This window comes from Stenotrophomonas veracruzanensis, assembly GCF_032911525.1.
GTDB lineage: Bacteria > Pseudomonadota > Gammaproteobacteria > Xanthomonadales > Xanthomonadaceae > Stenotrophomonas > Stenotrophomonas africana.
This window is the reverse complement of the sequence record NZ_JAWJTI010000002.1, coordinates 168,786-181,747: the sequence shown is the minus strand read 5'-3', so window position 1 is coordinate 181,747 and position 12,962 is coordinate 168,786. Positions and strand designations below refer to the sequence as shown.

General features: G+C 62.2%; 12 protein-coding genes. 2 read left to right on the top strand and 10 right to left on the bottom strand.

The window, feature by feature from the left end; genetic code table 11:
• Positions 1 to 105: 105 nt before the first annotated feature.
• Entirely contained in the window at positions 106 to 1,482 is a 1,377-nt protein-coding gene (radA, locus tag R1H25_RS02625; RefSeq protein WP_014646395.1) for a DNA repair protein RadA, read from the bottom strand.
• A 149-nt stretch (positions 1,483 to 1,631) separates the two neighbouring features.
• On the opposite strand from radA, the gene R1H25_RS02620 reads away from it, so the two are divergent.
• Positions 1,632 to 3,692, top strand: coding sequence for a bifunctional diguanylate cyclase/phosphodiesterase (locus tag R1H25_RS02620; protein WP_088481086.1), 2,061 nt, complete (start codon positions 1,632 to 1,634; stop codon positions 3,690 to 3,692).
• Between the two features lie 108 nt (positions 3,693 to 3,800).
• Here R1H25_RS02620 and cyoD read toward each other — a convergent pair whose 3' ends face one another.
• The 4 genes from cyoD to cyoA are packed head-to-tail and all read right to left on the bottom strand — an operon-like array spanning position 3,801 to position 7,817.
• Entirely contained in the window at positions 3,801 to 4,142 is a 342-nt protein-coding gene (gene cyoD, locus R1H25_RS02615) for a cytochrome o ubiquinol oxidase subunit IV (protein ID WP_014036396.1), read from the bottom strand.
• Positions 4,142 to 4,780: a cytochrome o ubiquinol oxidase subunit III gene (cyoC, locus tag R1H25_RS02610; protein WP_005408583.1), complete on the bottom strand. Its 639-nt coding sequence runs from the start codon at positions 4,778 to 4,780 to the stop codon at positions 4,142 to 4,144. Before cyoC ends, cyoD begins: the two co-directional genes overlap by 1 nt.
• The gene (gene cyoB, locus R1H25_RS02605) at positions 4,777 to 6,774 is read right to left on the bottom strand and encodes a cytochrome o ubiquinol oxidase subunit I (protein WP_049447004.1); all 1,998 of its coding nucleotides are present in this window, start codon (positions 6,772 to 6,774) and stop codon (positions 4,777 to 4,779) included. The genes cyoC and cyoB overlap by 4 nt, the downstream gene beginning before the upstream one ends.
• Positions 6,775 to 6,776: 2 nt before the next feature.
• Positions 6,777 to 7,817 (bottom strand): ubiquinol oxidase subunit II, encoded by a 1,041-nt coding sequence (gene cyoA, locus R1H25_RS02600; protein WP_032127566.1) that lies wholly within the window; start codon positions 7,815 to 7,817, stop codon positions 6,777 to 6,779.
• Positions 7,818 to 8,169: 352 nt separating this feature from the next.
• Between cyoA and R1H25_RS02595 the strand changes: the two genes are divergently transcribed.
• The gene (locus tag R1H25_RS02595; protein ID WP_049447006.1) at positions 8,170 to 8,805 is read left to right on the top strand and encodes a GyrI-like domain-containing protein; all 636 of its coding nucleotides are present in this window, start codon (positions 8,170 to 8,172) and stop codon (positions 8,803 to 8,805) included.
• Between the two features lie 393 nt (positions 8,806 to 9,198).
• Here the strand turns inward: R1H25_RS02595 and R1H25_RS02590 are convergent, their stop codons facing one another.
• The 5 genes from R1H25_RS02590 to R1H25_RS02570 form a co-directional block, all read right to left on the bottom strand.
• Positions 9,199 to 9,435 (bottom strand): hypothetical protein, encoded by a 237-nt coding sequence (locus R1H25_RS02590; RefSeq protein ID WP_126928301.1) that lies wholly within the window; start codon positions 9,433 to 9,435, stop codon positions 9,199 to 9,201.
• 597 nt (positions 9,436 to 10,032) lie between these two features.
• Positions 10,033 to 10,512: an RHS repeat-associated core domain-containing protein gene (locus tag R1H25_RS02585; RefSeq protein ID WP_317222588.1), complete on the bottom strand. Its 480-nt coding sequence runs from the start codon at positions 10,510 to 10,512 to the stop codon at positions 10,033 to 10,035.
• A 248-nt stretch (positions 10,513 to 10,760) separates the two neighbouring features.
• Complete coding sequence (locus tag R1H25_RS02580) at positions 10,761 to 11,345, bottom strand: hypothetical protein (protein WP_154348697.1); 585 nt, start codon at positions 11,343 to 11,345, stop codon at positions 10,761 to 10,763.
• Entirely contained in the window at positions 11,342 to 12,301 is a 960-nt protein-coding gene (locus tag R1H25_RS02575) for an RHS repeat-associated core domain-containing protein (RefSeq protein WP_088480531.1), read from the bottom strand. The genes R1H25_RS02580 and R1H25_RS02575 overlap by 4 nt, the downstream gene beginning before the upstream one ends.
• A 161-nt stretch (positions 12,302 to 12,462) precedes the next feature.
• Positions 12,463 to 12,903 carry a hypothetical protein gene (locus R1H25_RS02570; RefSeq protein WP_141097680.1) on the bottom strand — a complete coding sequence of 147 codons (441 nt, stop codon included), beginning with the start codon at positions 12,901 to 12,903 and terminating at the stop codon, positions 12,463 to 12,465.
• Positions 12,904 to 12,962: the final 59 nt, after the last annotated feature.

The following is a 12,962-nucleotide window of genomic DNA, read 5'->3' as shown; positions in this document are numbered from 1 at the left end:
CTTTGTAGAGTCGAGCCATGCTCGACTGCTGTTCGACCACCCGTCGTGCATGGCTCGACTCTACAAAAGGCAGCCGGGCGTGGGCTCGGCTCTACAGGGCCGGCATCACGCCGCGTCGATGGCCTCGGACAGCCGCTCCACCGCGATCACTTCCATGCCCTTCACCGAACCGCCCTTGGGCGCATTGGCCTTGGGCACGATGGCGCGCTTGAAGCCGTGGGTGGCGGCCTCGCGCAAGCGGTCTTCGCCATTGGGCACCGGGCGGATCTCGCCGGACAGACCGACTTCGCCGAAGGCGATGGTCTTCTCTGCCAGCGGTCGGTCCTGCAGCGAGGACAATACCGCCAGCAGCACCGGCAGATCGGCTGCGGTTTCCTGCACGCGGATGCCACCGACCACGTTGACGAACACGTCCTGGTCGCCGACCAGTACGCCGCCGTGGCGATGCAGCACCGCCAGCAGCATGGCCAAGCGGTTCTGTTCCAGGCCGACCGCGACACGGCGCGGGTTCGACAGCGGCGACGCATCGACCAGTGCCTGTACCTCCACCAGCAGCGGCCGCGTGCCCTCGCGGGTGACCATCACGCAGCTTCCCGGCTGGTGGGTGCTGCCGCCGGACAGGAAGATCGCCGAGGGGTTGGAGACCTCCTTCAGGCCCTTGTCGCCCATCGCGAACACACCCAGTTCGTTGACCGCACCGAAGCGGTTCTTGAAGGCGCGCAGCAGACGGAAGCGGCTACCGCTCTCGCCTTCGAAATAGAGCACCGCATCGACCATGTGTTCCAGCACGCGCGGGCCGGCGATGCCGCCCTCCTTGGTCACGTGACCGACCAGGAACACGGCGGTGCCGGTCTCCTTGGCGAAACGCACCAGCCGCGCCGCACTCTCGCGCACCTGGCTGACCGAACCCGGCGCGGCGGTCAGGCTCTCGGTCCACAGGGTCTGCACCGAGTCGGCCACGATCAGCCGCGGGCCGGCCTTGGACGCATGCTGCAGGATCGACTCGACCCCGGTCTCGGCCAGTGCATTGACGCCATCCAACGGCAGCTCCAGGCGATGCGCGCGGCCGGCCACCTGGGCCAGCGACTCCTCGCCGGTGACGTACAACACCGGCAGTTCGGCCGCCATCTTCGCCACTGCCTGAAGCAGCAGGGTCGACTTGCCGATGCCGGGGTCGCCGCCGACCAGCACCACCGCGCCCTCGACCAGGCCACCGCCCAGCACGCGGTCGAACTCGCCGATGCCGGTCGAGACCCGCCGATGCTCGGTCTGCTCCACATCCTTGAGGGCGGTGATCTTCGGCGGGTCGATCTTGCCGGCCCAGCCCGCCCGGCGCGAAGCCGGCGCCTTGGCCGCCGCGGCACTTTCCAGCACGATTTCCGACAGCGAGTTCCAGGCGTTGCACTCGGTGCATTGGCCCTGCCACTTGCTGAATTCGGCGCCGCATTCATTGCAGACGTAAGCGGTGCGGGCTTTTGCCATTGGATGATTTCCAGCAACGGGAACAGGCGTGGCAGGATAGCCGAGCCGGGTCGCAGGTGCTGCGACCGCTCAAGTCCTGCCCGCCCGCGCCGATAGCTGTCGCGGGCGTGCGCCTTGCGGGCGCCCCTCCCTCTCCCTCTGGATTCAAAATGACTGGCAGTTACAGTCAGAGCCTGGTCGCCATCTCCCTGCTGGTGGCCATTCTTGCTTCGTATACGGCGCTGGACATGGCCGGCCGCCTGGCCACGGCCGAGGGCCGCGTTGCCCGCTGGTGGCTGGCCGGCGGCGCGGCGGCGATGGGCCTGGGTATCTGGTCGATGCATTTCATCGGCATGCTGGCCTTCGACCTGCCGATCCCGGTTGGCTACGACCTCGGCATCACCCTGTACTCGCTGGCCGTGTCGATCGGCGCCTCGGCCTACGCCCTGTGGCTGGTATCGCGTCCCAGCCTGCCGTGGCGCCGGCTGCTGGCCGGCGCCGTGCTGATGGGCCTGGGCATTGCCACCATGCACTACCTCGGCATGGCCGCCATGCGCATGCAACCGGGCATCGACTATCACCCGGGCTGGTTTGCCGCCTCCATCGCGGTAGCCATCGGCGCCGCCGGTGCCGCGCTGTGGATCGCCTTCCGGCTGCGTGCCGAGCAGCGCAACACCACGCGCCTGCGCCTGCTTGCCTCACTGGTGATGGGCCTGGCGATCGTCGGCATGCACTACACCGGCATGGCCGCGGCGCGCTTCCCCGAAGGCAGCATCTGTGGTGCGGTCGGCAGTGGCGGCATCGACACGCGCTGGCTGGCGGTACTGGTGATCGTCACCACCGTGGCCACGCTGGGCATCGCCCTGGTCGCCTCGCTGTTCGACCGGCAGATGCGTGTGCGCACCGGGCTGCTGGCCGATTCACTGGCGCACGCCAACGACAAGCTGATCCAGGCCGCCCTGCACGACCCGTTGACCCAGCTTCCCAACCGCATGCTGCTGCAGGACCGCATCGAGCAGGCCATCGAGAAGGCGCGGCGCCGCAACCATGCGGTGGCGGTGATGTTCTGCGACCTGGACGGGTTCAAGGCGGTCAATGATGCCTACGGGCACCAGCTGGGTGATCGCCTGCTGGTGGCGGTGGCGCAGCGTATCGGCGGCCTGCTGCGGCCGCAGGATACCTTCGCCCGCCTCGGCGGTGACGAGTTCGTGATCGTGCTGGCCATCGACATTCCCGACGATGCGGTGGTGGTGGCCGAGCGGATCATCGCAGCGGCTGGCGAACCGTTCCTGCTGGATGCAGCCGAGCTGCAGGTCAGCGCCAGCCTGGGCATCGCCCTGTATCCGGATGACGCCGGCAACGAGCGCGAGCTGATGGCACACGCCGATGCCGCGATGTACCACACCAAGGAAACGGGCCGGAACGGCTATACGTTCTTCACCCCGTCGATGCAGCTCAGCGCCAACCGCCAGCTGCGCCTGCTGCAGGACCTGCGCAAGGCCGTGACGCGCAATGAACTGGTCCTGCATTACCAGCCCAAGTTCCCGGCCGCCGGCGCACCGGCCACTGGCGCCGAGGCCCTGCTGCGCTGGCAGCACCCGGAGCTGGGCCTGCTGGCGCCGGACGTGTTCATTCCCATCGCCGAGCGCAGCGGCCTGATCCTGCCCATCGGCGACTGGGTGCTGGATCGGGCCTGTGCCCAGCTGCGGGCGTGGCACGATGCCGGGCACACGGCGTGGTCCATGGCGGTCAACCTGTCGCCGCTGCAGTTTTCTTCGCCGGCCCTGCTGGACAGCGTGCGCGAGGTGCTCGAACGGCACCGCATCGAGCCGGCACGGCTGACCCTGGAGATCACCGAGACCACGGCGATGAAGGACGTTGACGCCAGCCTGGCGATCCTCAACGATCTGACCGCGATGGGCGTGCATATCGCCATCGACGATTTCGGCACCGGCTATTCGAGCCTGTTGTACCTGAAGCGGATGCCGGCGACCGAACTGAAGATCGACCGCGCGTTCGTGCGCGATCTGGAATGCAATGACGAGGACGCAGCCATCGTGTCGTCGATCATCGCCCTGGGCCGCACCCTGCAGCTGCAGGTGGTGGCCGAAGGCGTGGAGACACAGGCGCAGCGCGAGTACCTGAGCGAACTGGGGTGTGACCAGCTGCAGGGCTACCACCTGGGCCGGCCGATGGAGGCCGAGGAATTCCTGCGCCGCGTGGCGGGGTAGAGCCGGCCAGCGCCCGGCACTACCACCGCGCGCGCCATACCCGGTGGGCGCGACAAACAAAAAGGCCGCCCGAGGGCGGCCTTTCTGCGTGACAACGTCGCCAGGACGTCAGTGCATCATGTGCACGTTCATGTTGTGCATGACCCACAGGGTGCCGATCACGATGATGCCGATCACCACCACGGTGAAGGCCGCAGCGTTGACGTTCCAGCGGCTTTCCGAAGAGCGGTCCAGGTGCAGGAAGAACACCAGATGGACCAGCATCTGCAGCACCGCGGTGACCGCGATCACCACACCGTTGACGGTGCGCGAGAAGTCGCCCGACATCACCATCCAGAACGGGATGACGGTCAGCACCACCGCCAGCACGAAGCCGATCAGGTAGGACTTGACGCTGCCGTGGCTCTCGCCGCCGGCTGCGTGGTCGTGTGCATGGTTGTCATGTGCCATTACAGCGCTCCATTGAGGTAGACGACGGAGAACACGCCGATCCAGATCAGGTCCAGGAAGTGCCAGAACAGGCTCAGGCACGCCATGCGGGTCTTGTTGGTCGGGGTCAGGCCGTACTTCTTCAGCTGCACGAACATCACCAGCAGCCAGAGCAGGCCGGCGCTGACGTGCAGGCCGTGGGTACCGACCAGGGCGAAGAACGCCGACAGGAAGGCACTGCGGTCCGGACCGTAGCCCTGGTGGATCAGGTGCTGGAACTCCCACACTTCCATGCACATGAAGCCGAAGCCCAGCAGCCAGGTGATGCCCAGCCACAGGTACATCTGGCCCATCTGCTTGCGGTGCATGGCGATCATGCCCAGGCCGAAGGTCAGCGACGAGGTCAGCAGCAGCGCGGTTTCCCACGCCACGAACGGCAGTTCAAACAGGTCCTTCGCGGTCGGGCCACCATCGGTACCGCCTGCCAGCACCACGTAGGTGGCGAACAGCGAGGCGAAGATGAGGCAGTCGCTCATCAGGTACACCCAGAAACCGAAGACGGTGTTGCCGCCGGTGTCGTGGTGCTCGTGGTCGTCATGGCCATGGGCCGCCGCGTGCGCGGCGTGCCCGTGGCTCAGGGTCGAGGTATTGGTGCTCATGCCTTCAGCTCCGACTTCACCAGGCCCTGGGCTTCCAGGTGCTTGCGGTGTTCGTTCTCGATGCGTTCCACCTCGGCGGCCGGGACCCAGTAGTCCACGTCCTGGTCGAAGGTGCGGTAGATGAACGTGGCGATCATGCCGACGAAGCCGACGATGGCCAGCCACCAGATGTGCCAGATCATCGCGAAGCCGAACACCAGGCTGAAGGCACCGATGACAACGCCCGTGCCGGTGTTGCGCGGCATGTGGATGTCGGTGTACTTGGCCGGCTTCGGCCAGGCTTCACCACGCTGCTTGCGCTCCCAGAAATCGTCCAGCTCGGTGACTTCCGGCAGGGTGCCGAAGTTGTAGAAGGCCGGCGGCGAAGAGGTTTCCCACTCCAGCGTACGGGCATCCCACGGGTCGCCGGTCAGGTCGACGGTCTTCTTGCGGTCGCGGATCGACACGGCCACCTGGATGATCTGGCACAGGATGCCGGCACCCACGATGAAGGCACCTGCAGCGGCGATCAACAGCAGCGGCTCGTAAGCCGGGTTGACGGTGCTCTGCAGACGACGGGTCATGCCCATGAAGCCCAGCACGTACATCGGCATGAAGGTCACGTAGAAGCCGATGAACCAGCACCAGAACGCGCACTTGCCCCAGAACTCATTGAGGCGGAAGCCGAACATCTTCGGCCACCAGTAGGTGATGCCGGCGAACATGCCGAACACCACGCCGCCGATGATGACGTTGTGGAAGTGGGCGATCAGGAACAGGCTGTTGTGCAGCACGAAGTCGATGGCCGGGATCGCCAGCATCACGCCGGTCATGCCGCCGATGACGAAGGTGACCATGAAGCCGATGGTCCACAGCACCGGGGTGGTGAAGTGCACGCGGCCGCGGAACATGGTGAACAGCCAGTTGAAGATCTTCACGCCGGTCGGGATCGAGATGATCATCGTCGTGATGCCGAAGAAGGCATTGACGTTGGCACCCGAGCCCATGGTGAAGAAGTGGTGCAGCCACACGATGAACGACAGCACGCCGATGCAGGCGGTGGCGTAGACCATGCCCTTGTAGCCGAACAGCGCCTTGCGCGAGAAGGTCGCGATGACTTCGGAGAACACACCGAACGCCGGCAGGACCAGGATGTACACCTCCGGGTGACCCCAGATCCAGATCAGGTTGATGTACAGCATGGCGTTGCCGCCACCGTCATTGGTGAAGAAGTGCGTACCCAGGTAACGGTCCAGGGTCAGCAGCACCAGGGTGATGGTCAGCACCGGGAAGGCGGCGACGATCAGCACGTTGGTCACCAGGGCAGTCCAGGTGAACACCGGCATCTGCATCAGCTTCATGCTGGGGGTACGCATCTTCAGGATGGTGATGAAGAAGTTGATACCGCTCAGCGTGGTACCCAGGCCTGCGACCTGTAGACCCCAGATGTAATAGTCCATGCCGACGCTTGGACTGTATTCGATGCCCGACAACGGCGGGAACGCCAGCCAGCCGGTGGCAGCGAACTCACCGATCCACAGCGACAGCATGATCAGCACCGCGCCGGACACGAACAGCCAGAAGCTGAGCGAGTTGACGAACGGGAACGCGACGTCGCGCGCACCGATCTGCAGCGGCACGGCCAGGTTCATCAGGCCGGTGATCAACGGCATCGCCACGAAGAAGATCATGATCACGCCGTGGGCGGTGAAGATCTGGTCGTAGTGGTGCGGCGGCAGGTAACCCTCGGACCCGCCGACGGCAAGCGCCTGCTGGGTACGCATCATGATGGCGTCGGAGAAACCGCGCAGCAGCATGACGAAGGCGACGATGAGGTACATCACGCCGATCTTCTTGTGATCCACCGAGGTGAACCACTCCTTCCACAGATAGCCCCACAGCTTGAACTTGGTGATCAGGGCCATCACGCCCAGGCCACCCAGCACCGCGCCGATCAACGTCGTCAGGACGATCGGATCGTGGGGGATCGACTCAAGAGAGAGTTTTCCCAACATGTTCATTCTCCCGAACCCGCGTGGCCAGCATGGCCTGCGTGTTCGTGTTCGTTGGCATCCAGGTTTTCACCCGATTCCTTGGAATCATGCGCGTCACTGGGGGCGTGGCCCTCATGCGCTTCATGGCTGGCGGCATCGGCAGCGGCGGCACCGGCGTGTTCGTGCTTCATGCCGTAGTGCTTGTTGTCGCCCATGTGCTTGGCGATGACCCAGTCGAACAGGCCTTCTTCGGTCTTGCCGAAGTAAGTGACCGGATACCACTCGGCGTTGCGTGCTTCACCCAGGGCCTTGAACGAGGCCTTGTCCAGGGTCTGCTCGCCGGCGCGGACCTGGTCCAGCCACTGGCGGTATTCGGCATCGGTGACCGAGTAGGCGGTGAAGTGCATCTTGGCGAAGCCCGCGCCGCTGTAGTGCGAGGACATGCCCGGGAATTCACCGGTCTCGTTGGCGATCAGGTGGAGCTTGGTCTCCATCGCAGCCATCGAGTAGATCATGCTGCCCAGGTGCGGGATGAAGAAGGCATTCATCACCGAATCGGACGTGATCTTGAAGTTCAGCGGCGTGTTGACCGGGAACTTGATTTCGTTGACGACCGCCACCTTCTCTTCCGGATAGATGAACAGCCACTTCCAGTCCAGCGAGATCGCCTCGATGGTGACCGGCTTGACGTCCGAATCCAGCGGCTTGTACGGGTCCAGTGCGTGCGACGAGCGCCAGGTCAGGACCGCCAGTACCAGCACGATCATGCAGGGAATGGACCACACCACCACCTCGATCGCCGTCGAGTGGGACCACTTCGGCTCGTAACGGGCCTTGGTGTTGGAGGCGCGATACTTCCACGCGAAGGTCAGGGTCATGATGATGACCGGGATGACGACCAGCAGCATGAGCACGGTGGCCGTGATCAGCAGGGTCTTCTCATCCTGGCCGATCTGGCCCTTCGGACTGAGGATGGCCACGGCATCGCAGCCGGTGAGCATCACCAGCAACGACAGCAGCAGGCCCGGGCGCAACCAGCGCCCAAGGGTTTTCAACGGAATCATCGGTCGATCCAATTGCGAGGGAATGCCGTTCCCCGTCCTGCCTGTTCCGGCCAAAGCCGGTCCCACCGGTCCGGAAGACAGGTAGGGAGGTGGGGTCGAGTCAGCCTTTCAATTTTAGGCCGTCACCCATCATTTAAGAAAGGCATTGACATTGATCGAGCGCAGGAAAGGCCCGATTCTGGCTGCGACACGTTGTCGCACCGCGCGGGCGCGGCGGGCAGAACACCCGGGGGCGGCATCCTGGGATCGGGCGATGGTGCCTGCTCCGCCCGTGTTCGGCAAAGTGACCTGAACATGTTCAGACACGCGCGCGCGGGCAATGCATGGGATGCTCGGCGTCGGAGGAAGCCCCATGGACAAGATCGACTTCAAGGAGCGCGATCGCGCGTTGTACCAGCCCCCGGCGGGCCGGTTTGTGACGGTGGACGTGCCGCCCCTGCCCTACCTGATGGTCGACGGTCGCGGCGATCCGAATACCGCCCCCGCGTATGTGCAGGCGGTGCAGTGGCTGTACTCGGTGAGCTATGCACTGAAGTTCGCGCTGAAGGCCGGGGGCCAGGACTACGTGGTGCCGCCGCTGGAAGCGCTTTGGACCGCCGAGGATCCGTCGAGCTTTGTGGCACGCCGCAAGGATGAGTGGAGGTGGACGGTGATGATCCGTACGCCGGACGGGATCAGTCCAGCACAGCTGGAGGCTGCCATCGCCAAGGCGGCGAAGAAACTAGGCGACGTTCCGGCCAGCTTTCGCCATGAAATTCTTGAAGAGGGCCTCTGCCTGCAGACCCTGCATGTAGGCGCCTACGATGACGAGGGTCCGGCCCTGGCCCGTCTGCACGACGAACTGATGCCATCTCTGGGATACACCTTCGCCGGCCCCCATCACGAGATCTACCTGAGCGATCCGCGCAGGACCGACGCAGCGCGGTTGAAGACTGTGCTTCGGCAGCCGGTGCGGGCGCTTGAACCTGATAAGAGTTCGCGCTCATAACGTAAGGACTGTGATTGCTTCAAATGCCCAAACAAAAAGCCCCGACCAAGGCCAGGGCTTCTCATTACAACTGGTGCCGGAACCAGGAGTCGAACCTGCGACCTACGCAAAGGTGACTCGCCAACTGAACCGCAACAGCAGCCAAGCGGCGCCAAGGCCAAACACGCCATGCAGCAGTCGGCCATACCGGCGCAGATGTCACAGAGCATCTTCAGCCACGCTCGCCCACATTCTTTCCACAATTCTGGCCAGAAGCGCAGCTTTCACCGTTCATCCCCAAAGCCCTCCTTGGGTAGGATCCGGAAGCCAACGGGCCTGTCATTTGGGCTTGGCTCTTGCTTCCCCCGATCGGGCGGGGAGCGTCTCCCAACCTAACCAACAACGGGTACCAGTTTATGCCCCCTCCTCCCAAGGACCTTCAACGATCCTCCCCCGCCATACGCCTTCAATTCCAGGTGCAACAACGATGATCTTAGCAGTGAGATCACCGTCTGATCCTGTAGCGGGCATCCCTTCTTCGAGAACCAGTTGCTCTCTTCTCAGATCCTCCAGCGTCCCCGTGAGGTTAAGCCTCAAGAAGCCATCAGAATCTCTATTGTTGAAGTCGACAAATATTCTGAGCTCAGACATCTATGGCCTCTGCAGCCTTTCAACGGCCGAAACCGGATTGGATACTGTAGGGGAAAACAACCGGCTCGCTGCTTCCGGCTCAAGCCCCACAACTGTTGCGTGCGTCGGCGAGACCCCGCCTGTCGAGATGACATCACCTCCCGCAGCCCTTACCTGCCCAACCGTGGAAACACCGACCTGATCGTGAGTTACATTGCTGCACAACTGGCAGAACGACGATCCATTTGCACTCTCTGCGGAGAAACCGAAGGGCCCTGCCGGATGCTGGCCGGTACCCTTCCCAATTCCAGCCGCTGAATTTGCTCCCTGAGCGGAGCCACCTCGAACTACCAATGCACTGTTCGCCAATCGAGCTTCAGCCGTTGCGAGCCCTCCGACGGCCTGACCAGCGCCCCGCATCCCCTCCGCAACCATTAGTGCGGAACCGAATTTGTAGCCACCTTGCCCAACTTGACTCGCCGGCGCACCAAACAATGGGCCGCCATTTAGCTCCCGCGTTCGGGACATATCTACGGTGCCGTATACGCTCGGGCCAGCATTCCGGCCAATGCTGTAGGCAGCATCACCGACCGCGCGTCCAACGCCTCCCCAGAACTGTCAGAAAGATGTATCACAGCGGCCATCAGGGTCCGTATATCGGTAAGGGTTCCCCGATGCGTATCTGTAGCGGTTGAACATACCAACTGGGTTTGCGTAAGCCGTCACCGGATCCACCGACAGGAACACACCCAACTGCGGATCCATGTACCGCTGCTGCATGTAGCTCAGCCCGGTGGCCGAATCGCTCACATGCCCGGTGTACCCCGGCCTGTCCTTGACCTGCCCGCCCAACTCGGCACCATACGGCTCAAACCGGCGTCGCTCGACAACACTTCCTGTGTTGTCCGTAACCGCAACCGGGCTGCCCAGCGCATCCACATGCGTCCAGGTAACACCCGTCGGGCTGCGGGTGGCCAGCAGTCGACCACCTACATGGATGTACTCCGAGGCTCCCTTCCCTCGCCGATCTTCGTGCACCACTTTCCCGGCCAACGAATACATCTCGCGCAGGCGTTGCCCTTGGGCATCGTACGCCACCGCACACCGCCCATAGCCGAGACGAAAAGCCCCGACCTAGGCCGGGGCTTCTCATGCAACCTTCCCGGCCAACGAATACATCGCGCGCAGGCGTTGCCCCTGGGCGTCGTAGGCATAGCGCTCCGCCTCCTTAACCTCGCGCAGCCTGTTTCCAAAGTCGAAGTCGTACATGCGCCCGTTGCGCAGCGGGAGATTGCCTTAAACATCCCAAGCCAATCCGGTCACCATACTTGCTTAGAACGCGGGCCCTACGTGCTTGGACCGGAATGCACGACAACGCCATGCACACGCAAGTCCGGGGACGCCTCACATCCCGCGCTTTCGTCCTGGAAACACGCATGAGGAAGCCCAGCCATGTCCATCTCGAAGACCACTCTGGAGCGATTGACAAAGTTGGCATAGCGCCTACCGTCTTCATTTCCCGTGACAAGACGACCGTTCGGATAGGCAGCCTTCAGCGCCACTAGCGTGGAGCCAACGCCAATTCCCTTCTCATCTACCAATCCGTCGGACATAGTTCGCAGCCTCTCTATCCGGCCTTGATCGAACCAGCATTCGACAACCAAACCGTCGGGCAACGAGACATCCATGACTATATATTCGTCGCCTTCCTGCATAACCGATCGTTCAATTATGGGATTCCCGGCCTTTAAAAGTTGGCTCTTGGTCATCCCAATACGCAGGCCCGCAAGTGAGCCACTATTGGCATCAACTCCTGCCACCAAGGGAACAGCTTCATTAGGCGTATGCTTCGCCACATTCATTACGTCGGAGGGAGCAGGACTGCATGCCACTAGCATCACGAGCCAAGCTCCGCCGGAGATGATCTTCATTCTTTGGGTTTCCAGTCAGTGAAGCGTCCCTGCGTTCCATCCTGCTTAAGATCTACATGCACGCCACGTCCATCAGTATATTGATTGACCCGATTGAATTCGCCGGAGCTATGGGCCGCATCAGCGGTCTGCTTAGCTGTACTCCCATTGATCCGTATATCTGCCGCGTTGTCCTGTAGGTGCTGGCTCCGACTCGCGCCACCCACCGTTCGATTTTGATCCACCGTTCTTTGGCCGCTAGTAACTTCGACATTCTTGCCGGATTTATCACTGAAGTTGAGCAATTTGGTCGTCACTTCAGATCCGGGATTGGCTGGCGCACCACCCAATGACTTCTGAGGTAGAAGGGTGACAGTTCCACGAACTTCCGTCCGTGTTCCATGGACGATTCCATAATTGGAAACATTCGTCCTCACGACATCGACCGCCCCACTGCCGGTCGTCGTACGCGTAGTTGTCTGGTAGAAGACAAGCGGCTGGCCAGGGACTGCCTGTCTGCCGTCGGGATCCGTAAACTTGTACGGATTCCCGTTCGCATACCGATACCGATTGAACTGCCCAACAGGCTGCTCATACGCCGTCACCGGATCCACCGACAGGAACACACCCAACTGCGGATCCATGTACCGCTGCTGCATGTAACTCAGCCCTGTGGCCGAATCGCTCACATGCCCGGTGTACCCCGGCCCGTCCTTGACCAGCCCGCCCAACTCGGCACCATACGGCTCAAACCGGCGTCGCTCAACAACACTTCCTGTGCCATCCGTGACAGCGACCGGGCTGCCCAGTGCATCCACATGCACCCAGGTAACACCCGTCGGGCTGCGGGTGGCCAGCAGTCGACCACCTACATGGATGTACTCCGAGGCGCCCTTGCCTCGTCGCTCTTCATGCACCACCTGCCCGGCCAACGAATACATCGCGCGCAGGCGTTGCCCCTGGGCGTCGTAGGCCACCGCACGCCGCCCATAGCCGAGACAAATAGCCCCGACCTAGGCAGGAGCATTTCATGCAACTGACACCGGGAACAGGAGTCGAGCCTGTGACCTACTTATTACGAATCCAGCAAACAGGCCACACGAGCAAACAAAGCGGCTAACAACGGGCCAGACAGGCACTACTCGCAAGGAACGGGCCCGAGACTCTCAGAGCCAAGTGCGCCAAATGCGCCAAATCCACGGATATCTACAGAAGCACGAAATAGCGCAAGGACCATCACTTCCGCATCATCAAGAAACGAATAATTATCCAAAAGCTCTGAAACCTCAACGGACACAAAATAATCGAAGTCCCAATTTCCAAGCCTCTCGACACTCAAAGGAATATTGTGAACTACATTTAAAATAATTACAGCTCCGCGAATATTCCCATTAGAAACACTAGCAACAGCAGCGTCAATTGCAAACTCAATCAACGCCCTTGCGGGAATCACCTCAATGGCTTCGACGTCTCCCGAAACCCCACTCAGAGCAGCTAGCGCATCACCAGCCCGCCCCCCGACAAGGAGAAAATTTCTTGCAGAAACCAAGGCCGCGGCAACACGATCAAATGAATTCACATGAAACCCCGTCAAATATAAATTTTGAGACCTTCCCTATGAAGATCTCTATATGACAA

Excerpts from the sequence above, each read along its gene's own strand:
- radA (WP_014646395.1), bottom strand. The coding sequence starts at position 1,482 with ATGGCAAAAGCCCGCACCGCTTACGTCTGCAATGAATGCGGCGCCGAA.
- R1H25_RS02620 (WP_088481086.1), top strand. The coding sequence starts at position 1,632 with ATGACTGGCAGTTACAGTCAGAGCCTGGTCGCCATCTCCCTGCTGGTG.
- cyoD (WP_014036396.1), bottom strand. The coding sequence starts at position 4,142 with ATGGCACATGACAACCATGCACACGACCACGCAGCCGGCGGCGAGAGC.
- cyoC (WP_005408583.1), bottom strand. The coding sequence starts at position 4,780 with ATGAGCACCAATACCTCGACCCTGAGCCACGGGCACGCCGCGCACGCG.
- cyoB (WP_049447004.1), bottom strand. The coding sequence starts at position 6,774 with ATGTTGGGAAAACTCTCTCTTGAGTCGATCCCCCACGATCCGATCGTC.
- cyoA (WP_032127566.1), bottom strand. The coding sequence starts at position 7,817 with ATGATTCCGTTGAAAACCCTTGGGCGCTGGTTGCGCCCGGGCCTGCTG.
- R1H25_RS02595 (WP_049447006.1), top strand. The coding sequence starts at position 8,170 with ATGGACAAGATCGACTTCAAGGAGCGCGATCGCGCGTTGTACCAGCCC.
- R1H25_RS02590 (WP_126928301.1), bottom strand. The coding sequence starts at position 9,435 with ATGTCTGAGCTCAGAATATTTGTCGACTTCAACAATAGAGATTCTGAT.
- R1H25_RS02580 (WP_154348697.1), bottom strand. The coding sequence starts at position 11,345 with ATGAAGATCATCTCCGGCGGAGCTTGGCTCGTGATGCTAGTGGCATGC.